Genomic DNA, 24,529 nt, shown 5'->3' with positions numbered 1-24,529 from the left:
CGCAGACTTTGCAACTACATCCTGTTTGGCTCGTCCAAGCTTATACCATTAAGTGCTAGGCGACTGCGGCCGCAGTCGAGTCTGGTTCGATATGCTATCGCCTTGAGGGTTGTCGACAGAGGTGGTCTTGATGTGGTGATCGATGGTGTTCATGAAGGCGGTGATGCTGGGCAGTGTCGAGTCCTTGCGCCAGATCAGCCAGGTGGTTGCCAGGCTTATATCCGCGCCTGGGTCTTCGGTCGCCAGCTCGCTGAATTGAGGGTGCAAAGCCAGCACGGCGCGAGGTACCAGGGCGATGCCCATGCCGGCCAGCACACAGGCGAGCATGGTGTGATGGCTGGGGATTTCGATGGTCTTGTCGGGTCTTCGATTGTCGCCATCGAGCCAGCGCTGAATCCGGTTGCGGTATGAGCAGCTCTGTGTGAAGGTCACGACCGACAGCGGTGCGGGTAGCTCTGCCGCGCCTTGGGTATGGCTAAGTCCGGCAGGCTTGACGATCAGCAGCTGCTCCTTAAAGCAGGGATGCATGCAGAGACGATCATCCTGTACCGGGTCGGCTGCCAATGCGACATCCAGTTCCCCTTCCAGTACCAGCTCTACCAGTGTGCCTGAGGCGCCGGTTCTCAGCTCCATATCAACCTGGGGATACTCGCGGTGGTAAGCGCTTAGTATGGGCGGCAGGTGGGCGGCCGAGGTACTTTCCATAGAACCAATACGCAGGGTGCCACTGGGCTCTGGATCCGTCAGATCGTCAATGGCCTGTTGCCTTAGCCTAAGCATTTGCTCGGCGTAGATCAGCAGGCGTTTGCCGGCCGGCGTAATCTTGAGTCGGTTTTTCTCCCGCAGAAACAGTGGCTGCTGCAGTGTCTGTTCCAATTTCTGGATGCGCGCGGTCACATTGGATGGCACCCGGTGGAGTTGCTCCGCAGCCCTGGAAATACCTCCGTTGTCGACAACGGCCTTGAATACCTGCAGGTCTGAAATATCCATCATCGTTTTCCTGAAAGCTAATGTGTCATTAAATATGACAGTAGTATTCTTTATTATTCAGTATTTATGAAACCCATCAAGGCCTAGACTGATCTCCATTGAATGCGGCAACAGGGGTTTGGGGTGATGGCGAACAGCACGGGTACAAGTAACATCAGCACTGAAGTCTCCCGAGGTCTGCTTTATGCTCTGGGCGCAGTGCTGATCTGGAGCGGATTTATTCTGGTATCCAGGGCCGGCGCTTTGGCATCGCTGACGATGACTGACATGCTGGCAGTGCGCTTTGGGACTGCGCTGGTGTTGCTGGCGCCGCTGATCTGGATAAAGCGCGGGGATCTGTTCAACCTGCGTATTCTGGTGATGGGACTGATTGGTGGCCTGGGCTATGGCGCCTTCGTTTATGCCGGTTTTGAGCGGGCGCCTGCAACCCATGCGGCCCTGCTGTTGCCCGGGCTGATGCCGGTCATGATTGCCGTGATGGCCTATCTGTTTGCCGGCGAGCGCAAGACTGGAGTGGTTTGGCTGGGCATTGCTGTCAGCAGCCTGGGAATTGGACTCTTGCTGCTCACGACTCTGCTGGAGTCGACGCGCTTCTGGTTGGGCGACCTGTACTTTGTACTGGCGTGCTTCTTCTGGGCAATCTATACGGTGCTGCTGCGGGCCTGGAAAGTGCCAGCCTGGACCGCTAATGTCGGTGTGGTAATGGTAGCGGGAGGCCTCTATGTTCCTTTTTATCTGGGCCTCTTCTACCAGGGTTTTGGTGATTTGAGCTGGGCCCTGATTGCAGGCCAGGGCTTCTATCAGGGTGTGCTGGCAACAATAGTGCAAATGCTGCTGTATGTGCGGGCGGTGCAATTGCTTGGCGCTACCCGCATGGGGGCATTGATGGCGTTGGTGCCAGTACTTGCGGCTGGGCTTGCCGTTCCGTTGTTCGGTGAAGCGCTGTCGCCGGCCCTAATGGTCAGTATCGTGTTAGTGATGTTGGGGTCGATGGTGGGCAACCTGCCGCCGAGCTGGGTGTCGCTTCCGAATTTCTGCGGGCGAAGGTCGGGCGCCCAGGCTTGACCGGTGTGAGGTTGCAGGCTCTCCCTGCCCCTCGTTTATTCCAATAGAGGCATTGAGTCGCTAGCGGACAAAGTAGGCAGTCTTTGTCTGACGGTGATCAGGCAGCGATGTTCCACGTGGAACCTTCCTGTTGGCGGACATGTACTTCAGTGTCCTTGATTCGAAAGACTTACCTGCCCCAGGTTTGAAGTGTGCTTGGGGGAATGCGTGAAAAAGAAAAACCCGCCGAATGGCGGGTTTTGTCTGACCGGTATAGCAGCCGAATTTAGCTGCCGATGACCGAAATATCCGCGACGCCCAGGAAGAGTCCGCGCAGCTGCGACAGCAGTGCCAGGCGGTTGTTGCGCACGGCTTCGTCGTCGGCGTTGACCATAACCTCCTCAAAGAACCGATCGACAACCCCGCGCAGATCAGCCAGCTGTTCCAGCGCCGTCTGATAGTCACCGCACTCGAAGGCCGGCTGCAGTTCTAGCTGCATGGCCTGCACGCGAGTAAACAGTTCCTTCTCCGCAGCTTCCTGCAGCAGATCCTCTGAGACAACAGCGTCGCCCTGGGACTCCTGCTTGCTGAGGATATTGCTGACGCGCTTGTTGCCCGCAGCCAAGGCATCGGCTTCGGGCAGCGTGCGGAAATGGGCAACAGCGCGTACGCGGCGATCGAAGTCCAGCGGGCGGGTCGGCCTGAGCGCGTGCACGGCCAGGAAGGTCTCAACCGCGATATCACGATCTTCGTACCAGGCGCGCAGGCGATCCAGCATGAAGTCCAGTACCCGCTCTTCGAGTCCGTCACGGGCCGGCAGGCTGGCGTGGCCGTCGGCGGCAACCTTGAGCAGCTCGCTCAGATCCAGATCCAGTTCCTTCTCAACCATGATGCGCAATACGCCGACAGTGGCGCGGCGCAGGGCAAAGGGGTCTTTGGAGCCGGTTGGCGGCTGATTGATACCGAACAGACCGGTCAGGGTGTCCAGTCGGTCGGCGATGGCCACGGCGGCACCTGTGAGGCTTTCGGGTAGCTCGTCGCCGGCAAACCTGGGCATGTACTGCTCGTTCTGCGCCAGGGCAACGTCCATTGGCTCACCGTCGTTGAGCGCGTAGTGATAGCCCATAAGACCCTGCAGTTCTGGGAACTCCAGCACCATTTCGGTGACCAGGTCGCACTTGGACAGCAGGGCCGCGCGCTCTGCCCACTCGGGGTTGCTGCCGATACGGCTGGCGATAAAGCCTGCCAAATGGGCGACACGTTTAGTCTTGGCATGCAGGCTGCCAAGGTCCTTCTGGAAAACGATGGACTCAAGCTTGTCGCAACGCTCTGCCAGGCTGGCCTTCTTGTCGTTCTCGAAGAAAAAGGCAGCATCGGCCAGACGCGGTCGAATAACCTTTTCATTGCCGTGGATGATCTGCTGCGGATCTGTTGATTCAATATTGGCCACGGTAATGAAGTACGGCATCAGCTGTCCTTCAGCATCCAGCAGATGGAAGTACTTCTGGTTGTCCGCCATGCTGGAAATCAGTGCCTGGGATGGCACCGCGAGGAAGCGTTCCTCAAAGCGACCGGTCAGGGCTACGGGCCACTCGTTGAGTGCCGTGACTTCATCTAGCAACGCAGGGTCTATCACAACCTGGCCACCGATCCTGGCGGCTTCGCTAAGTAATTGGGTACGGATCAGTTCGCGGCGTTTGGCAAAGTCGGCGACGACATAGCCCTGCTCCTGCAGCACCTGTTCGTAATCCGCCGGGGCTTTCAGCTCGATATCCTGGTTGTAGTGGAATCGGTGACCACGGGTCGTACGGCCAGCCTTGAGGCCGATGATCTCGCAGTCCAGTACCTGGTCACCGAACAGCATGGCGACCCATTTCACCGGACGTACAAATTCGGTACGGGATGCGCCCCAGCGCATGCGCTTGGGGATAGGCAGCTTGTCGAGCGCCTGCTGGATAATAGCCGGCAGCGCTTCGGTCAATGGCGTTGCTGCCGATAGTTGACGAAAGCACATCTTGCCGTCCATTTCGGACAGCTGATCAACGCTGGTGCCGCATTTGCGGGCAAAGCCTTCCAGTGCCTTGCTGGGGGCGCCGCTGGCGTCGAAGGCGATCCGGGCCGGAGGGCCCTGCACGAAAAATTCACTGGCCGGCACTTCAGTGCACAGCTGTTCGATCAGCAGCGCGAGACGGCGCGGTGCTGCGAAGGAACGGAAGACGGCGGGTTTGAGCAGCTCGGCAGCGCCCTGCCCCAGCACAGCTTCGATGCCCTTGCGAACTTCGCTTTCCAGCGCTTGGGACAGTTTCAGCAGCGCCTTGGGGGGCAGCTCTTCGGTGCCCAGTTCAAACAGGAAATCTTGGGTCATCATTTCGACTCCTCGCAGGCGGCGAGTACTTCTGCACGAATATCAGCGGCTGCCAGCGGGAAGCCCAGAGCCTTGCGGGTGTTGAAATAGGCTGCGGCAACGCCACGAGCCAAGGTCCGCACACGCAGTATGTAGCGCTGACGTTCGGTAACGGACACCGCATGGCGGGCATCCAGCAGGTTGAACGTATGGGATGCCTTGAGTACCTGCTCGTAAGCCGGCAGCGGCAGCGGTGTTTCCAGCGCCAGCAACTTGTTGCATTCGCGCTCGTGGAAATCGAAGTTGCCGAACAGGGTATCAACGTCGGCGTGTTCGAAGTTGTAGGTCGACTGCTCCACTTCATTCTGGTGGTAGACATCGCCGTAGGTCACAACACTGCCGTCGGGATGGCGTGCCCAGACCAGGTCGTAGACGCTGTCGACTTCCTGCAAATACATGGCGATTCGCTCGAGACCGTAGGTGATCTCGCCGGTGACTGGGTAGCATTCCAGGCCGCCGGCCTGCTGGAAGTAGGTGAACTGTGTCACTTCCATGCCGTTAAGCCAGACTTCCCAGCCCAGACCCCAGGCGCCGAGGGTGGGCGATTCCCAGTTGTCTTCAACAAAGCGTACATCATGCACATTGAGATCCAGACCCATGCGTTTCAGAGAGCCCAGATAAAGCTCCTGCAGGTTGTCTGGCGACGGCTTGATGACGACCTGGAACTGGTAGTAGTGCTGCAGGCGGTTGGGGTTTTCGCCATAGCGGCCATCAGTCGGGCGGCGGCTGGGCTGTACATAGGCGGAGCGCCAGGACTCGGGGCCGATGGCGCGCAGGAAGGTCGCCGGATGGAAGGTGCCTGCACCAACTTCCATATCCAGCGGCTGAATAATTACGCAGCCCTGCTCTGCCCAGTATTGCTGCAGAGCCAGGATCAAACCCTGGAAGGTGCTGACGTCTGAGGTCACCTTTTCGGTCACGGAGATCACCATCTTTAATAGTCGGTTGGCCAAAATTAGAGCGAAATTATACACGAAAAGCGCCGCGTCCGAGGTGCAGCACCTTCTGAGTGATTGTGAAAATGCCTGGCTCTGGTCAAAACCGATGAACACGGCAGTCACTGCCGCAGGCTGCGAGATATTCGATATACTGTGTCACTCTGGGAACAACGCTTGGGATGGGCATTGCATTGGACAAAGTAAAAGCTGTTTTAGCCATACTGGTGCTCGGCTTGCTCGCCCTGCTGCCGCTTAAGTGGGCCCAGTCTTTGGGAGCCTGGTTTGGTCGTCGGCAAGTGCACAAGTCCAACAGCAAGCTGGCGGACAATACCCGGCGCAATATTGAGATGTGCTTTCCCGAACTCGATGCGAAGGCGCAGGAAAAACTGGTAATCGCGAGCCTGGCCGAAACTGGTCGTTCACTGGCCGAGATGGGCATGTCCTGGCTCTGGTCACCGCAGCGCAGCCTGAAGAATATCCGCTCGGTTGAGGGCGAGGAGTTGATTACCGAGACCCTGGCGACGGGCAGAGGCATCATTCTGATCGCGCCTCACCTGGGTAACTGGGAGGTGCTGAATCTGTATTTGTCCATGCGCTACCCCTTTACGGCGATGTACAAGCCGCCGCGCCTGAAATTGATGGATGATCTGGTCAAGCGCATGCGTGCGCGTCTGGGTACCCGCATGGCGCCGGCCAATGCCTCGGGTGTGCGTATGGTGATGAAGGCGCTCAAGCGTACTGAGATGGTGGGTATACTGCCGGATCAGGAGCCGGATGATCAGAGTGGTGTATTTGCACCCTTCTTTGGAATTGATGCGCTCACCATGAAACTGCTGCCGCAGCTGGCACGGCAGACGAAAGCCAAGGTGATCTGTGGCTACGCCGAGCGTCTGCCTGACGGTCAGGGGTTCAAGGTGTTTTTTCGTGAGGCCGAGGCCGGGCTGGATAATCCGGATCTGGAACAGGCCACCGCTGCGATGAATCGCTCGGTGGAAGCCTGTGTACGCGCCCTGCCCAGCCAGTACCAATGGGAGTACCGTCGCTTCAGCAGTCGCCCTGAGGGGCAGCCCAAACGTTACTGATAGGTGATGAACTACTTTGAGAAACACAGGGGCCTTGCGGCCCCTGTTGTTTTAGCGGCGCCAGAAGATGGGAGTAAAGAGTACCAGCAGTGTGAAGACCTCAAGGCGCCCGAGCAGCATGGCAAAGCACAGAATCCATTTGGCGGTATCATTCAGGCCGCCAAAGTGCACTGAAACATCCCCCAGACCCGGGCCCAGGTTGTTTAGCGTGGCGCCTACTGCAGACCAGGCCGTAACCTGATCCAGCCCTGTGCCCAGCAGTGCCAGGAGCATCAGTACAAATACCAGCAGATAGACCGAGAAAAACCCCCAGACCGCTTCAAGTACCCGGTCGGAGATGGGTCTGTTGCCCACCTTGACCGAGATGATTGCGCTGGGATGTACCAGACGTTTAATTTCGCGGTAACCCTGCTTGAGGATCAGCAGGATACGGATTACCTTCATGCCGCCGCCGGTGGAGGCAGCACAGCCACCAACAAAGGCGGTAATAAACAGCAGGAATGGGAGCATCACGGGCCAGTTGGCGAAGTCTGAAGTGGAGAAGCCGGTGGTAGTGGCGATGGACACGACCATGAATACCGCCCGGCGCAGGGCTTCGTTAACGGCGTAGGTTTGTGTCAGCGCCAGTACCATAAAGGTAATCAGGGCAGTGCCGCCGAGAACCGTCAGGTAGAAGCGAAACTCCGGATCCTGGAAATAGTGACTGATTGAGCGCTGGCGCCAGGCAAAAAAATGCAGGCCGAAATTAACCCCGGACAGAAGCATGAAAAAGATCGCGATGCTCTCAATCACTGGGCTGTTGAAGTAGCCAATGCTGGCGTCATGGGTCGAAAAGCCGCCGATAGCGACGGTCGAAAAACTGTGGGCAATGGCATCGAAGGGCGTCATGCCCGCGAGCCAGTAACCCAGCGCACAGGCTATTGTCAGCGACAGGTAGATGTACCAGAGGGCCTTGGCGGTTTCGGTGATGCGCGGGGTGAGTTTCGAGTCCTTTACAGGCCCAGGCGTTTCCGCCCGATACAACTGCATGCCACCGATGCCCAGCATCGGCAGTATCGCCACGGCCAGTACGATGATACCCATGCCGCCGAGCCACTGCAGTTGCTGGCGGTAAAACAGTATGGATGGCGGCAGCCAGTCGATGCCGGTCATCACGGTGGCACCCGTGGTGGTAAGCCCCGAGACGGACTCGAACACCGCATCCACAACGCGCAAGTGCGGGTACTCCGCCAGCATCAGCGGTACGGCGCCAAACAGCCCCAGCACGGTCCAGAACAGCACCGTAATCAGGAAGCCGTCGCGGGTGCGCAAATCCTCCCGTACGCGGTACACCGGCAGCCAGAGAAAGAAACCTGTGAGCAGCGTAATGGCAAAGCCAGCCACGAAAGACTGGTGTGCCCCATCCTCGTAGATATAGGACACCAGTAGCGCCGGCAGCATGGTAATGCTGAATACCATCAGCAGAATGCCGAGGATTTTTAGAATGACTCTATAGCGCATAGGGTGCTAGTCGCTCAGAAAAAGGCGAGGCCAACCTGGAACAAGCGCTCGACGTCGCGGATACGGCGCTTGTCTACCAGGAACAGGATGACGTGGTCGCCATTCTCGATCACGACATCATCGTGGGCGATCAGCACCTCGTCGTTTCGGATGATGGCGCCTATGGTTGTGCCCGGTGGCAGGTCGATATCCTCGATCGCCCGCCCCACTACCTTGGAGCTGCGCCTGTCACCATGGGCGACGGCCTCAATGGCCTCGGCAGCGCCGCGGCGCAGTGAGTGCACGGCGGCCACATCGCCACGCCGCACATGGGTCAGGAGCGCGCTAATAGTGGTCTGCTGGGGCGAAATGGCGATGTCGATCACGCCACCCTGTACCAGATCGACATAGGCGGGGTTGTTGATCAGCGTCATAACGGTGCGGGCACCGAGCCGCTTGGCCAGCATCGAGGCCATGATATTGGCTTCGTCATCGTTGGTCAGTGCCAGGAAAACATCGGTATCTTCTATGTTTTCCTCGATTAGCAGATCGCGATCCGAGGCACTGCCATGCAGCACTATAGTGTTCTCTAGGGTCTTGGCCAGGGTGTTGCAACGCTGAATACCGCGCTCGATGATTTTGACCTGGAACTGGTTTTCGATATTGGCGGCCAGACGGGCGCCTATATTGCCGCCGCCTGCAATGATGAGGCGCTTGTAGGGATTGTCGAGCCTGCGCAACTCACTCATGACGGAGCGAATATCACGTTTGGCAGCGATAAAGAACACTTCATCGTCCGCCTCGATCACCGTATTACCCTGGGGGATGATAGGCCTGTCCTGGCGGAAAATGGCGGCCACGCGGGTATCCACGGCGGGCATATGGGTGCGCAGGTAGGATATTTCGCGCCCGACCAGCGGGCCGCCGTAATAAGCCTTTACTGCAACGAGCTGGGCCTGGCCTTCGGCAAAGTCCAGTACCTGCAATGCCCCCGGGTGTTGAATAAGGCGCTGGATATGCTGGGTGACCAGCTGCTCCGGGCTGATCAGAACATCCACCGGGATGGCCTGGTTCTTGAAAATTTCCCCTTCCTTGCGCAGGTAGTCGTGCTCACGTACACGGGCAATTTTGGTCGGAGTATTGAACAGGGTGTGTGCCAGCTGGCAGGCGATCATGTTGACCTCGTCACTGTTGGTGACGGCGATCAGCATGTCTGCATCCCTGGCGCCTGCGCGCTCCAGCACGCTGGGGTAGGAAGCCTTGCCTTCGATGGTGCGGATATCGAGCCGATCCTGCAGTTCGCGCAGGCGCGCGCTGTCGGTATCGACAATGGTGATATCGTTGGCTTCAATGGCCAGGTTTTCTGCCAGGGTGCCGCCGACCTGGCCGGCGCCCAGTAGGATGATTTTCATAGGTCAGCGGGGCCTGCCCTGATCAGTTGACGGGTTTTTCAAGTACAGCGTAGTAAAAACCGTCGTGTCCATCCTGCTGTGGGAACAACTGTCGACCCAGTGGCCGCGCATGGCCCCAGTCCGCTTCGATGGGCAGGTGACGGACTTCCGGCTGCTCCTTGATGAAGCGGGCGAGCAAGCGTTCGTTTTCCTGCGGGAAGATCGAACAGGTGGCGTACAGCAGTTTGCCGCCCGGGCTGAGCATGTGCCAGCAGTTGCGCAGAATGCTCAGCTGCAGATCCGCCAGGCGCTTCAGGTCTTCGTTGCGGCGCAGGTATTTGATGTCCGGGTGGCGTCGAATGACGCCGGTGGCGCTGCAGGGAGCATCAATCAGAATGCGGTCATAACTTTGGCCGTCCCACCATTTTTCGCTGGCGGCGTCACCCAAAGTGACGGTGCAGTTCAGCTTGAGGCGTTGCAGATTCTGCTGAATGCGCTCGGCTCGGCGTGAGTCGAGCTCTACCGCTTCCACGCTATCCAGGCCGGGTTCGTGTTCCAGCAGGTGGCACAGCTTGCCGCCGGGCGCCGCGCAGGCATCCAGTACCCGCTGGCCGGGCTTGAGATCGAGCAAGGGAGCCGATAACTGCGCAGCTTCGTCCTGCACGCTGACCAGGCCATCAGCAAAACCGGGCAGCTCACTGACATCACAGGGCTGATTCAGATAAATCGCGGTTTTGGCGAAGGCACCGGGGGTCGCTTCTATGCCGGCGATGTAGAGCTGCTCGATATAGGCTTCGCGCGTACTAAGTCGTGTATTGAGGCGCAGCGTCATGGGCGCGGGCTGATCGTTGGCCAGCATGATCTGGGGCCAGTGATCGGGCCAGTTCTGCTGCAGCTTGCCAATCATCCAGTCGGGATGGTTGTACTGCAGGCGAGGATTGTCGCCGAGGGTTTCCATTATGCTGTCACGCTCGCGCTGGAAGCGGCGCAACACGGCGTTGACCAGGCCGCGGGCCCAGTTTTTGTTCAGGTCTTCGGTGACATCGACGGTTTCGCTGATGGCGGCGTGGTCGGCAATGCGGGTCTGGTCGAGCTGGTAAAGCCCTAGCAGCACAAGCGCCTGCAGGTCTGCATCCTTGTCACGAAACGGTTTTTGCAGCAGGTGTTCGGCAATCAGGGCCAGCCTGGGTTCGAAACGCATGGTGCCGTAGCAAAGTTGCTGCAGCAGCGCGCGATCTCGCGGAACGCAGGTGTAGAGGGAGGTCGGAAGCGTTGCACTGAGGGAGCCGCGATGCAGCAGCAGGGGGGCCAGTGTCTGGGCGGCCAGTGTTCTAAGGTTCATGCGGCTCCAAGCCTCGTGCCCAGGCGGAAAGTCTCACGCCTGGAATTCATAATGTCTGCGCTGTTGAGCGGGGTTCCGCCGGGTAATTGCAGTCGTGTAATGCGAAGGGTGCCCTGTCCACAGGCGATGCAAATGCCGTCCTTGTCTGCCTCGATCACAGTGCCGGGTAAGGCGTCACTGCTACTTTCGCCGTTATTCTGTGCGCTGGCGGCCCAGATGCGCAGAGTCGTGCCCTCAAGCTGGGTGAAAGCGACTGGCCAGGGAGACAGGCCGCGAACCTGGCGCGCGAGGTAATCTGCGCTTTGCTGCCAGTCGATGTTGCCTTCCTGTTTTTCGAGCTTGTGGGCGTAGCAGGCCAGATCGTTGTCCTGCACTTCCCTGCTAATGCTGCCATCCTCGATGGCCGCAAGGCTTTGCGTCAGGGTGCTGGCACCGAGCGCCGCCAGGCGATCATGCAGTACACCGCTGTTGTCGTCGGGCAGAATCGGGCACTGTGTCTTGAGCAGCATATCGCCGGTATCCAGGCCCACATCCATTTGCATGATGGTGATGCCGGTTTCGCTGTCACCGGCCAGCAGCGCACGGTGTATGGGCGCGGCACCGCGCCAGCGCGGCAGCAGTGAGGCGTGCACGTTAATGCAGCCAAGCCGTGGTATTTCCAGCACGACCTTGGGCAGCAGCAGGCCATAGGCGGCCACGACCATCAAGTCGGGCTTGAGTGCTGCCAGTTCCTGCTGGGCGTCGGCATCCTTGAGTGACAATGGCTGGAAAACCTCAATACCCTGCTCCAGTGCCAGCTTCTTGACCGAACTCGGGGTCAGCTTGCGGCCGCGTCCCGCGGGACGGTCGGGCTGGGTATAAACGGCGATAACTTTATGGTGGGTTTCAAGCAGGGCCTGTAGGCTGGCTGCGGCAAAGTCAGGTGTGCCGGCGAAGACAATTCTCAGCGGCTCGGGCATCAGGGGGCTACCTCGTGAAATCGACTGGCAGGGACCTGGTTACGGCTTCCCCCGCCGGTCTGACAAAGGCCACAGAAAATCAGACCGGCTGGCCTTCTTCCAGACGGTGCTTCTTTTCCAGCTTGCTGCGAATCCGGGTGCGCTTGAGAGGCGACAGGTAATCGACAAACAGCTTGCCATCGAGATGATCGATCTCATGCTGAATGCACACGGCCAACAGGTCGCGGGCTTCGAAATCGAGGGCGTTACCATCGCGATCCAGTGCCTTTACGCGGATATGATTAGGTCTTTCGACATTCTCATAGAAGCCCGGCACCGACAGGCAACCTTCCTGCATGCGCTCAAGTTCTTTATCGAGCACTTCGAAGGTGGGATTGATCAGCACCAGCGGCTCGTCACTCTCTTCGGAGATATCAATGGTGATGATGCGCTGATGTACATTGACCTGGGATGCGGCCAGACCAATACCCGGTGCGTCGTACATGGTTTCGAACATATCGTCGATCAACTGACGAGTATTCTCAGTAACCGTTTCGACGGATTCTGCTATGGTACGCAGACGCGGGTCCGGAAATTCGAGGATCGGTAGTTTTGCCATGAGGTCCGATAATTACTAGGGTTCAAAGTGAGCCGTTAATGGCGAAATTCATCTATCAGCCTATTATACTGATATCGCTGCTCATTGCATTGCACCTGATATTATCGACCACACTGGAATAGCGACGCTTCTGGGGTAGTTCTAACAAGGGATTTGGGTATGAAGAAACTGCTGTGCGGACTGTTTACCTGTCTGCTGCTTCTCACCGTATCGGTTACCAATGCCGAAGTACGAAAAGACAGAATCCACTTGCGTGAGGATCATCCAACTGAATATGTTGTCGTAAAGGGCGACACGCTTTGGGATATCTCCGGTCGCTTTCTGCAACACCCTTGGCAATGGCCGAATGTCTGGGACGTAAACCCGCAGATCTATAACCCGCATCTGATTTACCCCGGCGATATTATCTATCTGAGCTGGGTTAACGGTCAGCCGCGTTTGTCGATGCGCCCGGGCGGTGCCAGGCTGAGCCCCAAGGCAAGGGTTTCGCCGCTGGATGATGCGATTCCTGCCATTCCGCTGAAGGATATCATTGCCTTCCTGTCAGACCACCTGGTGGCCGACGACGACCTGCTCAACAACGCGCCTTATGTGGTCGGTGGCCGTAATGATCGGATACTTGCCGGTGCCGGCGATCGCGTTTATGCCCGCGGCGAGCTGAAATCCGACGAGTTGGTGCAGGCACTCTATCGCCCGGCAACCGAGTATCGTGATCCTGTAACCGGCGAATTCCTGGGCTATGAAATGCTCAAGATAGCCGATACCACGATTCCCGCTCAGGAGAAGGACATAATCACGCTGGATCTGCGCAAGACACGTGAGGAAGTTCGTTTGCTGGACCGCTTGCTCCCCATTGAGGAAAGCCGTATTCAGTCGCTGTTCCAGCCTTCAGCTGTGCCCGAAGGCACCGAAGGTCTGATCCTCTCGGTACTCGGCGGTGTGGCCAAAATTGGTCAGTTCAACGCCGTTGCGGTCAATGTGGGCGCACGGGACTCGGTGGAAGCGGGTAACGTTATGTCAATCTACCGTACCGGCGAAAATGTACGGGATCCGGTCACCGGCGAGCGTATTGCCCTGCCGGATGAGCGTGCCGGTCTGCTGATGCTGTTCAAGGTTTTTGACAAGGTCAGCTACGGTCTGGTGCTGAACGCCAGTAACGTGATGTCGGTGGGCGACAAGGTATTCGAACCCTGATCCAGAGATAATCTATGGGCAGCAATCCAAGGGACTGGATTGCTGCAAGCCTCCTGCCCAGAGTGGGTGCCATAGGGCTCAAAAGGCTTGCGGTAGCCGGAATTCCCCCTTCCCAACTTTTCCTGCATGACCCCGAAGCACTGCGCCTTGTCGGGGCCCGCACCGTTACGCTGCGGGCAATGGAATCCCTTGATCAAAACAGCGGGCCTCTGTTCGAGCGCCTGGAGAGCTGCTTGGCCTGGCTCGAAGACAGTGATGCCTGTTGCCTTACACCTGATCACACAAAATACCCTGCCCTGTTGCTGGAAATTCCGGATCCACCGCCATTGCTGTTTGTACGTGGTGATACCGATTGTCTGGCTATGCCGCAAATGGCACTGGTGGGTAGCCGTCATGCAAGCCGCTCCGGTGTTGCCAATGCCTACAAGTTTAGCGCCGCGTTAAGCGAGGCTGGCATGGTTGTAACCAGCGGCTTGGCGCTGGGTATCGATGGCGCGGCACACCAGGGTGCGGTCGATCGTGAGGGCGTCAGTATTGCTGTGTTCGGTACCGGGCTCGATGAGGTCTATCCGCGGCGCCATGCATCTCTAGCGCAGCGCATCCTGGACACCGGCGGGGCCTGGGTGTCCGAATTCCTGCCGGGCAGCCAGCCGCTGCCTGGCAACTTCCCCAAACGTAATCGTATTATCAGCGGCCTTTGTGCCGGTGTACTGGTGATCGAGGCGGCGCCCCGCAGTGGCTCCCTCATAACGGCCCGTATGGCGCTGGAACAGGGGCGTGAGGTTTTCGCCATTCCAGGCAGCATTCAGAACCCAGCCGCCCATGGCTGTCACCAGCTCATCCGTGAAGGTGCCGTGCTGGTTGAGACCGTGGCCCACGTTCTGGAACCTCTGGCTTCGCTGTTAGGTTTTTTCGCCGCCCAAAGCAGTACCCCTGAGCCAGTTCCCGCCCCGGCTCTGCCCGTGGCCGAGGCGCAACTACTGGAAAAAATGGGGTATGATATCGCCGATATTGACCAGTTGGTGGCCTTGACGGGTTTACCGACGGCACAGCTAATGCCGCTACTGGTTTCTCTGGAATTGAAAGGCGTTATCGAGCCCGTACCGGGGGGCTACCTCCGTTGCTCGTCCGATACTTAATATCGCTCAGGTAATACTCATGAATAACTGGCACCTGAATCAGGCGCTGCGTGCACTGCATGGTGGCGGTGTTATCGCTTATCCGACAGAGGCTGTCTGGGGATTGGGTTGCGACCCCTTTAACGCCAGCGCTATTGAACGACTGCTCGAGCTCAAGCGACGGCCCATGCACAAGGGGCTGATTTTGGTGGCCGCTGATATGGGTCAGATAGAGCCTCTGTTACAGGGCCTTGCCAAGGCTCAGCTGGCGCAACTTGAGGCAAGCTGGCCCGGTCCTGTGACCTGGCTTATTCCCGACCCCAGAGGCTGGGCACCCGAGGGCGTTCGCGGACGTCATTCAAGTGTTGCTGTGCGGGTAAGTGCCCATCCTGTAGTGCGTTCGCTCTGTGCCGCCTTTGGCGGCCCCCTCGTTTCGACCTCGGCCAACCGCAGTGCCGCATCGCCCGCACGCTCAAAGCTTAAAGTAAGCACTTACTTTGGCTCTAGCCTTCATTATATCGTGCCTGGACAGTTAGGTGATCTCGGGCGGCCTACACAAATTTGTGACCTGGGTACTAATCAACTAATCAGAAAGTAAGTATTCACTTACATGGTGACCGGATGAATCAACCCGATATTATGGCGGTAAAGGCTTATTTGCTGGAACTGCAGGATCTGATCTGCTCAACCCTGGAGATTGCCGACGGGCAGCAGCGTTTTCATACCGACAAATGGGTGCGCGAAGCTGGCGGTGGTGGCCGTACTCGGGTCATGAATGACGGTGCCCTGTTCGAAAAGGGCGGTGTCAACTTCTCCCACGTGCACGGCGACCAGCTGCCCGCCTCCGCCACGGCCCATAGGCCAGAACTGGCTGGGCGCACTTTCCAGGCGCTGGGTGTGTCGCTGGTGTTGCACCCGCATAACCCCCATGTGCCGACATCCCATGCCAATGTGCGCTTCTTCCTGGCCGAGAAAGAAGGTGAAGAGCCTGTGTGGTGGTTTGGCGGCGGTTTTGACCTGACGCCCTACTACGGTTATGACGAGGATTGCCAACACTGGCATCAGGTGGCGAAGAAGGCCTGTGATCCCTTTGGGCCCGAAATTTATCCGCGCTTCAAGACCTGGTGTGATGACTACTTCTATATCAAGCATCGCAACGAGCCTCGTGGTATCGGCGGCCTGTTTTTTGATGACCTTAATGAGCTGGGTTTTGAGCAGAGTTTTGCGCTGATGCGCTCCATTGGCGATGCCTTCCTGCCGGCTTACGTGCCGATTATCGAGAAACGTCGTGATATCGACTTTGGCGAACAGGAGCGTGATTTCCAGCTGCACCGCCGTGGCCGTTATGTGGAGTTCAATCTGGTGTATGACCGCGGAACCCTGTTTGGTCTGCAGTCCGGCGGGCGTACCGAGTCGATTCTGATGTCGCTGCCGCCCGAGGTTCGCTGGGGTTACGACTGGAAGCCAGAGCCCGGCAGTGCCGAAGCCCGTCTGTACGATCATTACCTTAAACCGCACAACTGGCTGGAGCTGGAGTAATGGACAGGTACGCGGTTTTTGGTAATCCGATTGCGCACAGCAAATCTCCCCAGATTCACCGCTGCTTTGCCAGCGAAAACGGCCAGCAACTTACCTATGATGCTGTGCTGGTCCCTGAAGACGGTTTTGCCGTGGCGGTGGATGATTTCTTCACCCAGGGCGGCAAAGGCCTGAATATCACAGTGCCGTTCAAGCAGCAGGCCTGGGCGGCCGCGCAGTGGCGCAGCCCGGCGGCGGAATTGGCCGGAGCTGTCAATACGCTGTACCGCGATGCCGAAGGTCGTCTGTGTGGCGACAATACCGACGGTATTGGCATGGTGCGCGATATTGTGCAGAACCACGGCGGCAGGCTGCGCGACGCACGGGTGTTGCTGCTCGGTGCTGGCGGTGCCGCGCGTGGTGTTATACAGCCGTTGCTAGCACAGCAGCCACAACAGCTGGTGATCGCCAATCGCACGCCTGGCAAGGCGATCGAGCTGGCTGGCCTCTTTGCCGAGCTTGGCGCCGTTCAGGGCTGTGGTTTTGCCGATCTTGCGGGTCAGTCTTTTGATTTAATTATCAATGGCACCGCCGCCAGTCTGCAGGGGGAAGTCCCGCCCTTGCCCGCTGGCGTGCTGGCAGCGGATGGCTGGTGCTACGACATGATGTATAGCGCGCACGTGACGGCTTTTGGTCACTGGGCACAGCAGCAGGGTGCCGCCAAGGTGCTTGATGGTCTGGGCATGCTGGTGGAGCAGGCGGCGGAGTCCTTTGGGATCTGGCGCGGTGTAAAGCCGGCTACCCAGAGCCTGATCGATACCCTGCGTGACTCCTTAACTGATTGATTAAAAAACGATAAGCAAGGCACAGATGCAAGCCCGTTGCCTTGCAAGCCGACCCCGCCGGAAGGTATAACAACTAAATATGCCCCGGTGGAGTTGTTGCATGGAAAAGCTGAAGCCGTTAGCCCCCGAAGCGCTTTATCGTACCTGTGAAGCGGAACTGTTGCCGTTTCGAACCACCGAAACCCTGGAGCCCTTTAGCGGCTTTTTCGGTCAGGAACGCGCCATAGAAGCGATGGAGTTTGGTGTCGGCATGCGCCGCCCCGGCTACAACCTGTTTGTAATGGGCAACCCCCATACGGGTCGTTTTTCCTTTGCCATGGAAAGCCTGCGCAACGTGGCGAAAAAGGAGCGCAACCGTCTCAAGGACTGGTGTTACCTCAACAATCTCTCAGATTCGCGCTATCCCCAGGTGATGGAGTTTCCCGCCGGCAAGGCCGCTCAGTTCCGCAAGGATATTGGTCGCATGATCGAGACGACCCTGACGGAGCTGCCCGCTGCATTTGAAAACCCAGGTTATCAGCGTCAGAAAAGCCGTATCGAGCGGGATTTTAACCGCCGTTATGATCAGGCCATTGAAGGCGTTGAGCGTCAGGCCCGCGAGCACAGCATTGCGCTGTTTCGCGAATCCGGCACCATCGGCTTTATGCCCGTGGCCGAAGGCCAGGCGATGGACGAAGCGGCATTTTCGCTGCTGCCGGAAGAAGAGCGTGAGACATTTTCCCGTGCCATTTCACAGCTGGAAGATTGCCTCAATGATAGCCTGACCGAACTGCCGAAATGGCGCCGCGAGGCCGCCGAGCAGATGCGCCGGCTGGATCGGGAAACCGCCCTGCACGCAGTGGCACCGCTGATTCTTCCGTTGAAGGAAAAGTATGCCAATGTCTCGGGTGTACCCGAGTATCTGACCCGGCTGGAAATCAGTCTGGTACGCAACAGTGGTGAAATCGCCGGCGACGACAAGGTGCTCGAAGCGCCGGATTCCGCCCGCAAGGCCTACATGGAAGACACCTACGGTGTGAATCTGCTGGTAGATAACGGCAAGACCAAGGGCGCGCCTGTTATCCACGAAAGCCATCCCAACTATGAAAACCTGTTCGGGCGCATCGAGTACAACTCGGATATGGGGGCCATGGTCACTAACTTTACGCTTATTCGCCCGGGCGCCCTGCACCGCGCCAACGGCGGTTATCTGGTGCTGGAAGCGGAGAAGTTGCTGGAACAGCCCTATGTATATGGTGCGCTCAAGCGGGCGCTCAAGGCCCACGAAATACGCATTGAGAATCCGGTGAGCGAGTACACCGGCATCAGTACCATTACCCTGAGCCCGCAGCCCATTCCGCTGAAGGTGAAAGTGGTGCTGATCGGCGGGCGCGACATGTACTACCTGCTGCAGGAGCTGGATCAGGACTTTGAAAAGATGTTCCGCGTGGTGGTCGACTTTGACGAGGATGTCGAGCGCAAGCCTTCCAGCATTCGCAACTACGCCCGCCTGCTCAAGACCCTCGCCGATGAAGAGGGTCTGGCACCGCTGACTCGACGTGCCGTGGCGCGGCTGGTGGAACACAGTTCGCGTCTGGCGGCGGATCAGGAGCTGCTGTCGGCCCATATAGGCGAGCTGGTGGATCTCCTGTGCGAGGCGGATTACAAGCGCGTCAAGACGGGGGATGAGCTGATCAGTGATCGCCACGTTGAAATGGCGCTGGCGGCGAAGGAAAAACGCACCGGTCGGCTGTCGCAGAAGATACTGGACAGCATTCTGAATCAGACTGTGCTGATCGATACTCAGGGCGAGGCGGTGGGCAAGTCCAACGGCCTCACCGTGCTGCAGGTCGGCGATGTCTCCTTTGGTACGCCGGCGCGTATTACCGCCACTGTGCACCCTGGCAACCGTGGCATCATCGATATCGAGCGTGAAGTGGCGCTGGGCCAGTCGATCCACTCCAAGGGTGTGTTGATTTTGTCGGGCTACCTCGGACACAAGTATGCCCAGGATTTCCCACTCACCCTGTCGGCCAGCATCGCGCTGGAGCAATCCTACGGTTATGTGGACGGCGACAGCGCATCCCTGGCGGAGATCTGCACCCTGATCTCAGCGCTGACTCATATCCCGATTCTGCAGCACTACGCCATTACCGGTTCCATTAACCAGTACGGCGAAGTGCAGGCCATTGGCGGCGTGAACGAGAAGATTGAAGGCTTCTTCAAGCTCTGTGAAACCCGTGGCCTCACCGGACAGCAGGGCGCGGTGATTCCCAAAGCCAACGTGCGTAATCTGATGCTGAAAAAGGACGTCACCGATGCGGTGAGCGAGGGCAAGTTCCATATCTATGCCGTCGAGACCGTGGATCAGTGTCTCGAAGTGCTGATGGGCCGCAGCGCCGGCAAGAGCAAGGCCGATGGCAGCTTCACCCAGCGTAGCGTGAACCATGCGGTAACCAAGCGCCTGCGTGAAATTGCCCCTGCCAAAGCGCCTTGACGGGCGCTTTGGGCGTTCTAACCTCAGCGTCTGTCAGAACGAGTTGTCAGACTGCCTGAAAGGCGCAGAGGTGGTTGTCCCAGGCCAGGCGGTCGAGCCGCATGTCCTGCATCAGCGGCTCGCGTACGCCTTCTCGCGGGTAGAGCCAATAGACCCGGCCATTGCCACTGCTGGCAATAAACTCCCCCGGCGTTGAGGTGGCGGCAAGCCCGCAGCCATCGCGAACCTCCAGGCTACTCAGGTAGGCTGCCTGCTCAATATCCCAGAAGGTAATCAGATTGCCGCGTGGTGCGCTGATGGCGGCGATCTTGCCGCTGCTGTCGATGCGCACGCTGCCGCAATACTGCGTCATCTGGCGGTTGATCGCCTCAGGCGCACTCAGTGGTTGCAGTTCCCCGCCACGACGGTGCAATGCGACCAGCGGCTGGGTATCCGTTGGGTCGCCTTCATATTGCATGGCGATCACGACGGTACCGTCCGGGCTCAGGTCCAGATGACGGATACTCAGCTGGTGCTGCCCAGGCGGGAGCATGCGCTGTTCGCTGATCTCGCCTGTGGCCAGTTTCAGGTAGGCAAGGGAGGGCTGCATGCTGTCGAGGTTGAGTTTCAGGCGCCCCTGGGTACGAATGCCGCCGTTGGCGACAATGATTTCATCTCCCGCATGGTTGAGCAGCAACTCGTGTGGGCCTGTGCCACCACTGCTGAATTCCGCCACGCGCTGAAAACCGTTGTGGGCATCGCGCAGACTGATGCGCCCAGCACCCTCGGGCACAGTGCTCTCTGTGGCAATCAGCCAGCGACCATCGTTGCTGAATAGCGCATGGCCATAGAACAGCCGGCCGGGTGCAGGTTCGATGCGCTTTACCAGTGCCTGGCTGCGATAGTCCATCACATCGATAAAGGCGCCCGGGCGCTTGGCGACCACGGCTACCCAGGGTTGGCTGGGGTGGCCCGCGACATGGTGTGCACGGGCGGGCAGTCGGTGGCGCAGATGCAGTGTGCCCTCGGTATCGCTGATGACCAGCCAGTGCTGCTGTTGGCTATCGCTGGCGGCACTGGCCAGCAGCCAGACGCTTTCATCGGCGGGGCCTGATGCAAGCGGCTGGGCCAGCAGGCTTGGCGCCGTCAGGGCACCGGCGAGCAGCAGGCTGAACTGGCGGCGATTAATCCCCGTCATGACCGCAGTTTGAACTTTCACAGGTTAGTCCCCATCACGGCTGTTGAATCCCAGCTGTGCGTTAATGGCCGGCATGGCGTTATAGAGCGCGTGATCCAGCTCTTTCAGGGTGACCGACAGCGCCTTCAGCTGGGTATAGTTGTCGGCGTCCTGCAGAGCGGTCGCGAAGTTGCCGGGCACGGCGTCCAGCTGGCTGCGAGCCTGGCTGAAGAGCGCACTTATCTGGTCGGCCTGGGCACTGGCGTCCTGCTGGCGCAGGATCAGGTCAAGACTTGGGGCACCCTCTGTGTACAAAGCCTGCAGTGCTGCCAGATTAGTGTTTAGACTGCGAAGTGATTGGCCGCTGCGCCAGTTTTCGGCGCGCTGCAGCCGTGCTGCTGGCTGATAATTCCCCAGCACCAGTTCCAGCTTGCTGTCGCGGATGATTTCAACGGGCTGCACCAGGGAGCGCAGCAACTCAAGGCTGAGATCCGGCAGCCCCAGGGAGGCACCTTCGCCGTCATCCTCAGCGCCCTGGTCGGCGACAGCCGGGGTCTGCCATTCGCTGTGTATCGCCTGGGCTGTGTTGGCCAGCTCAGTGCTGATAGCAATCGCGAGGGCGCAGGCATTGGGTTGTTGCTGCAGCCTGGTCAGCGCGTCTTCGTCATAAAAAAGACGTTCCAGCGCCGGGAACCCCTTAATGGATACGCTGGCATGGTGAAAGAAGTCTGCATCGTAGTTGCCCGGCTCTGGCCTCTGCAGTGCCTCATTGAGCTGGCGACCTATGATGCCCTTGCGGTCTGGCCAAAACTGGATTCCATAGTTGCGCATCAGCAGCTGAACCGGGCCGAACTGCATATGTTGAATGCCCTGCCAGGCTTGCAGGCTGTTCTCGAAGGCCTGCTGAACCTGGTTAAAGTCGTCGCTGCTACGAGTTTCGCACCAGTGGGCGGTAGTGTCGGCCAGGGTCTGACTCTGTAGCGCCAGTTGCTGGTAACGGGGCTGAATATGACCGCTGATGGTGCTGGCATTGAAGGCTTCCCAGTCGATGGGCGCTGCCGCCTGGCTCAGGCCTGCGAGTAACAATCCTGAGCCTGCCAGTAGCTGGGCGAGTCGAGTGAAGCTGTGCATTTAGAGTGACTCCAGAAAACGTATCAATTGAGTTCGTTGGGCAGCCGGCATAGTGACGACCTGTTCGCGGGCGGCGCGGGCTTCGCCACCGTGCCAGAGCACGGCTTCAAGCAGATTGCGCGCGCGGCCGTCGTGCAGGAAATAACTGTGTCCGTTGACCGCCTCGGCCTGGCCTATGCCCCAGAGAGGTGCGGTGCGCCACTCGCGGCCGCTCGCTGCAAATTCGGCGCGTTCATCCGCCAGGCCTGCCCCCATATCGTGCAGCAGCAGATCGCTGTAAGGCCAGATCGACTGGCGGCTCAGGGCTGGCAGTTGCGGGTTCTCGGCGGTAACGAAGTGTGGCTGATGACAGGTCGCGCAGCCGGCCTTATTGAACAGTGCCTGGCCTGCCAGCACTTCGGGGTCGGCGGCTGTGGGGCGTGGTGCTACGGCTAGATGCTGACTGTAGAACAGTAGCCAGTCGAGCATCTGCTGCGAGGCTTCGAGTCCGTCCTGCCCAGGGGTATTGCCGTTGGGAGCCTCTGTGCAGGCAGTCTGCCGCGGGCTGCAATCGCCGCTGGCTATGGGAAACAGCGGATTGCCTATGCCGATATCGCTCTGCAGTGCGCTGCTGTTCTGTTGCGCAAGGCTTGGGTTACCGGCTTTCCAGCCAAAGCGACCAAGGCGGGTGGCCTGAAGGGCCTGATCCCAGACGTGATTGGGGCGCCCGGAGATGCCATCGCCGTCACTATCGTCGGGATCCGCCAGGCTGAGAATATCGGCATCGTTGATCTGCTCCAGCAGGCCGAGCCCCGCCATGGCGGGCGCGATACGCGCAGACATCTGCAGCTCGGGGTGCAGTGGGCCATAGGCTGGCGCCAGAATGCGGTAGCTTGGTGTGCGCAGCCAGGCCTCTTCACCTCCGGACAGCTCTACACGCTTTTCCGCGTAGCTGACCTGCAGTTGTCCCTCGGCCGCCATGCCCGGCACGGCGAAGGTTTGCAGCTGGGTGCCATAGACGGGCTCAGGTATCACGCCACGGCGGCGCAGCAGTTCAGGGTCGGCATCCTTGTCGATCGGGATACTCAGGCGCAGAAACAGTGAAACAGAGCTGTCATGTGGACCTTCGGGGGGGCGCCCTCGGCCGTTGTTGATATGACAACGCTGGCACGAACGGGCGTTATATAAAGGTCCCAGGCCATCGCTGGCGGTGGTCGAGGATGGGGACGAAACCCAGAGTTTTCGGAAAATAGCCCGCCCGAGGGCGAAAGTCATCTTGTCGTCAAAGGCGAGATTGGCTGCGCTGCTGGCAAAAGCGCCCGGAGACGCTGACAGGCTTTTGGTGGTAGCGCCGCCGGGGAGTTTTTCAGTCAGAGATTGCGCTTGTCCAGTGTGATAAGCACCTGACTGTGGCTGCGCAGGAGCAAGCGGCGGGCGAGCGACATCCGCCGCAGCAATCATGGCCGGGCCGAGCAGCAGTGCAGCACTCAACAGGCAGGGTTTCATGGGATTAGGACAGTGCCCGTCGCTTGCCGTCGGGCACTGTCGTGCGGTCTCTTTGGCAGCGGTGTTACGGGGCCTGTACGGCGGCCGGGTTGTCCAGGCTGTCGGAGCCCTCAACGTTGACCTGCCCCAGCTCAAGGCGGGCAATGACTTCTTCGGTGGTCCGTGTCTGGGCGATCAGGGAGTCGACAAAGGCCTGGATGCGAGCGCCGCCGGCGGTATTGCCGGGCGCAATCATCACATCGTAGGGCTCCCCGGCTGCGGCGGAATCCACCATTACCTGGGCGGCCAGCTGGGTCTGATCCAGCTGCTGTCGCAGGCGCTTGTCCAGTTCCGGGTCGATGCTGGCGACCAGTGCCGCCAGTGACGGACCTTGCATCAGACTGCCATCGATACGGCTGTACTTGCCCAGGTAAACATTCTGGATGCCCTTGGCGTCATAGAAGTGCGACCAGTGGGTGTTGTCCGAGAAGCAGTCGTGTTCTTCTTCCGGGTCATGCAGCATCAGGCCAAGCTTGGTGCGCTCGCCGGCCAGTTCGCCGTAGGCAAGGCTGCCCATGCCGGTGGTGATGGTGGCCAGGCCCTCGGTCACAGATTTGGCTGTCAGCTCGCTGCGGGCGGCGCCTCCGGCCTGCCAGTTGCCCACCATCTCTTCCAGGTCCTGTACCAGCAATGCACTGGCTGCGCGAAGATAGTCGCCGCGACGATCGCAGTTGCCGCCAGTGCAGTTACTGATGTCGTAATCGGTGGCAGGCCTCTCACCGGCACCCAGTGTCATGCCGTGCAGGTCCTGACCCCAGAGCAGAAATTCGATGGCGTGATAGCCGGTGGCGACATTGGATTCAACGCCGTCAATTTCATGCAGTGATGTGGACAGCAACTCAGGGGTAATAGTGCTGGCATCCAGGGTGCGGCCGCCTACTTGCAGGATCGGGTTGGCGATGATGTTGGCGCTGTAGAAGGGGTTTTCGTCCGATTCTTCGCCGTAGCTATCAGTGGCGACGTAATCGATCAGACCCTCGTCCAGCGGCCAGGCATTCACGCGGCCTTCCCAGTCATCGACAATGCTGTTGCCAAAACGGAAGGCTTCGGATTGCTGATAGGGTACGCGCGCAGCTATCCAGGCGCTGCGCGCGGCCTGCAGGGTCTGCTCGCTCGGCGCGCTGATCAGCTGCTCAATGGCGCTGTGCAGGGTACGGGCGCTGGTCAGGGCATCGCTGTAAGTTGCCAGGGCCAGATCCGCGTAGTGCGTCACTATGGCCTTTGAGTCTGCAGCAGGCTCGACAGTGGCGGCAAGGGCCGGCGTTGAGCCCAGCATGCAGGCCAGTGAAAGGGACATCAGGGTGCGAGTAAATGGCATTGTGCGTGTTCCCGGGCTCAGC

General features: G+C 59.1%; 20 protein-coding genes. 8 read left to right on the top strand and 12 right to left on the bottom strand.

Features of this window, described 5'->3' with window-relative positions:
- Nucleotides 1-48: 48 nt before the first annotated feature.
- Nucleotides 49-990, bottom strand: coding sequence for a LysR substrate-binding domain-containing protein (locus tag MPRO_RS06635; RefSeq protein WP_082708501.1), 942 nt, complete (start codon nt 988-990; stop codon nt 49-51).
- A 126-nt stretch (nt 991-1,116) separates the two neighbouring features.
- On the opposite strand from MPRO_RS06635, the gene MPRO_RS06630 reads away from it, so the two are divergent.
- Complete coding sequence (locus MPRO_RS06630; protein WP_067289173.1) at nt 1,117-2,055, top strand: DMT family transporter; 939 nt, start codon at nt 1,117-1,119, stop codon at nt 2,053-2,055.
- 265 nt (nt 2,056-2,320) lie between these two features.
- Here MPRO_RS06630 and glyS read toward each other — a convergent pair whose 3' ends face one another.
- Both glyS and glyQ read right to left on the bottom strand, forming a co-directional pair.
- Nucleotides 2,321-4,402, bottom strand: a complete 2,082-nt coding sequence (glyS, locus tag MPRO_RS06625; RefSeq protein ID WP_067289169.1) for a glycine--tRNA ligase subunit beta — start codon at nt 4,400-4,402, stop codon at nt 2,321-2,323.
- Nucleotides 4,399-5,370 carry a glycine--tRNA ligase subunit alpha gene (gene glyQ, locus MPRO_RS06620; RefSeq protein ID WP_067289167.1) on the bottom strand — a complete coding sequence of 324 codons (972 nt, stop codon included), beginning with the start codon at nt 5,368-5,370 and terminating at the stop codon, nt 4,399-4,401. The genes glyS and glyQ overlap by 4 nt, the downstream gene beginning before the upstream one ends.
- 197 nt (nt 5,371-5,567) lie before the next feature.
- Between glyQ and MPRO_RS06615 the strand changes: the two genes are divergently transcribed.
- On the top strand, nt 5,568-6,458 hold the full coding sequence (locus MPRO_RS06615) for a lysophospholipid acyltransferase family protein (RefSeq protein WP_245635043.1): 891 nt from the start codon (nt 5,568-5,570) through the stop codon (nt 6,456-6,458).
- A 51-nt stretch (nt 6,459-6,509) separates the two neighbouring features.
- Here the strand turns inward: MPRO_RS06615 and MPRO_RS06610 are convergent, their stop codons facing one another.
- From MPRO_RS06610 to def, 5 genes are all read right to left on the bottom strand, one after another.
- Nucleotides 6,510-7,958, bottom strand: a complete 1,449-nt coding sequence (locus MPRO_RS06610) for a TrkH family potassium uptake protein (RefSeq protein ID WP_067289160.1) — start codon at nt 7,956-7,958, stop codon at nt 6,510-6,512.
- A gap of 14 nt (nt 7,959-7,972) precedes the next feature.
- Nucleotides 7,973-9,349, bottom strand: a complete 1,377-nt coding sequence (gene trkA, locus MPRO_RS06605; RefSeq protein ID WP_067289157.1) for a Trk system potassium transporter TrkA — start codon at nt 9,347-9,349, stop codon at nt 7,973-7,975.
- A gap of 22 nt (nt 9,350-9,371) precedes the next feature.
- Nucleotides 9,372-10,670 (bottom strand): 16S rRNA (cytosine(967)-C(5))-methyltransferase RsmB, encoded by a 1,299-nt coding sequence (gene rsmB / locus MPRO_RS06600; RefSeq protein WP_067289153.1) that lies wholly within the window; start codon nt 10,668-10,670, stop codon nt 9,372-9,374.
- Nucleotides 10,667-11,629, bottom strand: a complete 963-nt coding sequence (gene fmt, locus MPRO_RS06595) for a methionyl-tRNA formyltransferase (protein ID WP_067289149.1) — start codon at nt 11,627-11,629, stop codon at nt 10,667-10,669. Before fmt ends, rsmB begins: the two co-directional genes overlap by 4 nt.
- A 79-nt stretch (nt 11,630-11,708) precedes the next feature.
- Nucleotides 11,709-12,227, bottom strand: a complete 519-nt coding sequence (gene def / locus MPRO_RS06590) for a peptide deformylase (RefSeq protein WP_067289147.1) — start codon at nt 12,225-12,227, stop codon at nt 11,709-11,711.
- A 159-nt stretch (nt 12,228-12,386) separates the two neighbouring features.
- On the opposite strand from def, the gene MPRO_RS06585 reads away from it, so the two are divergent.
- The 6 genes from MPRO_RS06585 (at nt 12,387) to MPRO_RS06560 (ending at nt 19,378) form a co-directional block, all read left to right on the top strand.
- On the top strand, nt 12,387-13,421 hold the full coding sequence (locus MPRO_RS06585; protein ID WP_067289144.1) for a LysM peptidoglycan-binding domain-containing protein: 1,035 nt from the start codon (nt 12,387-12,389) through the stop codon (nt 13,419-13,421).
- Nucleotides 13,422-13,435: 14 nt separating this feature from the next.
- Complete coding sequence (dprA, locus tag MPRO_RS06580; RefSeq protein ID WP_067289141.1) at nt 13,436-14,560, top strand: DNA-processing protein DprA; 1,125 nt, start codon at nt 13,436-13,438, stop codon at nt 14,558-14,560.
- Nucleotides 14,561-14,579: 19 nt separating this feature from the next.
- Entirely contained in the window at nt 14,580-15,137 is a 558-nt protein-coding gene (gene tsaC, locus MPRO_RS06575) for an L-threonylcarbamoyladenylate synthase type 1 TsaC (RefSeq protein ID WP_067289137.1), read from the top strand.
- Between the two features lie 23 nt (nt 15,138-15,160).
- Complete coding sequence (gene hemF / locus MPRO_RS06570; RefSeq protein ID WP_067289134.1) at nt 15,161-16,078, top strand: oxygen-dependent coproporphyrinogen oxidase; 918 nt, start codon at nt 15,161-15,163, stop codon at nt 16,076-16,078.
- The gene (gene aroE / locus MPRO_RS06565; RefSeq protein WP_067289130.1) at nt 16,078-16,902 is read left to right on the top strand and encodes a shikimate dehydrogenase; all 825 of its coding nucleotides are present in this window, start codon (nt 16,078-16,080) and stop codon (nt 16,900-16,902) included. Before hemF ends, aroE begins: the two co-directional genes overlap by 1 nt.
- 100 nt (nt 16,903-17,002) lie before the next feature.
- The gene (locus MPRO_RS06560) at nt 17,003-19,378 is read left to right on the top strand and encodes a Lon protease family protein (RefSeq protein WP_067289127.1); all 2,376 of its coding nucleotides are present in this window, start codon (nt 17,003-17,005) and stop codon (nt 19,376-19,378) included.
- 46 nt (nt 19,379-19,424) lie between these two features.
- On the opposite strand, the gene MPRO_RS06555 is transcribed toward MPRO_RS06560, so the two are convergent.
- The 4 genes from MPRO_RS06555 to MPRO_RS06540 all read right to left on the bottom strand — a co-directional run bounded on the left by MPRO_RS06555 (nt 19,425) and on the right by MPRO_RS06540 (nt 24,507).
- Nucleotides 19,425-20,576 (bottom strand): DUF1513 domain-containing protein, encoded by a 1,152-nt coding sequence (locus tag MPRO_RS06555; protein WP_245635042.1) that lies wholly within the window; start codon nt 20,574-20,576, stop codon nt 19,425-19,427.
- Nucleotides 20,577-20,579: 3 nt separating this feature from the next.
- Nucleotides 20,580-21,665, bottom strand: coding sequence for an imelysin family protein (locus tag MPRO_RS06550; protein WP_067289117.1), 1,086 nt, complete (start codon nt 21,663-21,665; stop codon nt 20,580-20,582).
- Nucleotides 21,666-23,135, bottom strand: coding sequence for a di-heme oxidoreductase family protein (locus MPRO_RS06545; RefSeq protein ID WP_245635041.1), 1,470 nt, complete (start codon nt 23,133-23,135; stop codon nt 21,666-21,668).
- A 79-nt stretch (nt 23,136-23,214) separates the two neighbouring features.
- Nucleotides 23,215-24,507 carry an imelysin family protein gene (locus MPRO_RS06540; RefSeq protein WP_067289104.1) on the bottom strand — a complete coding sequence of 431 codons (1,293 nt, stop codon included), beginning with the start codon at nt 24,505-24,507 and terminating at the stop codon, nt 23,215-23,217.
- Between the last annotated feature and the right edge of the window lie 22 nt (nt 24,508-24,529).

The organism is Marinobacterium profundum (assembly GCF_001528745.1).
Classification (GTDB): domain Bacteria; phylum Pseudomonadota; class Gammaproteobacteria; order Pseudomonadales; family Balneatricaceae; genus Marinobacterium_A; species Marinobacterium_A profundum.
Note: the sequence above shows the minus strand (reverse complement) of the source record. Positions and strands in the feature narration are given on the sequence as shown.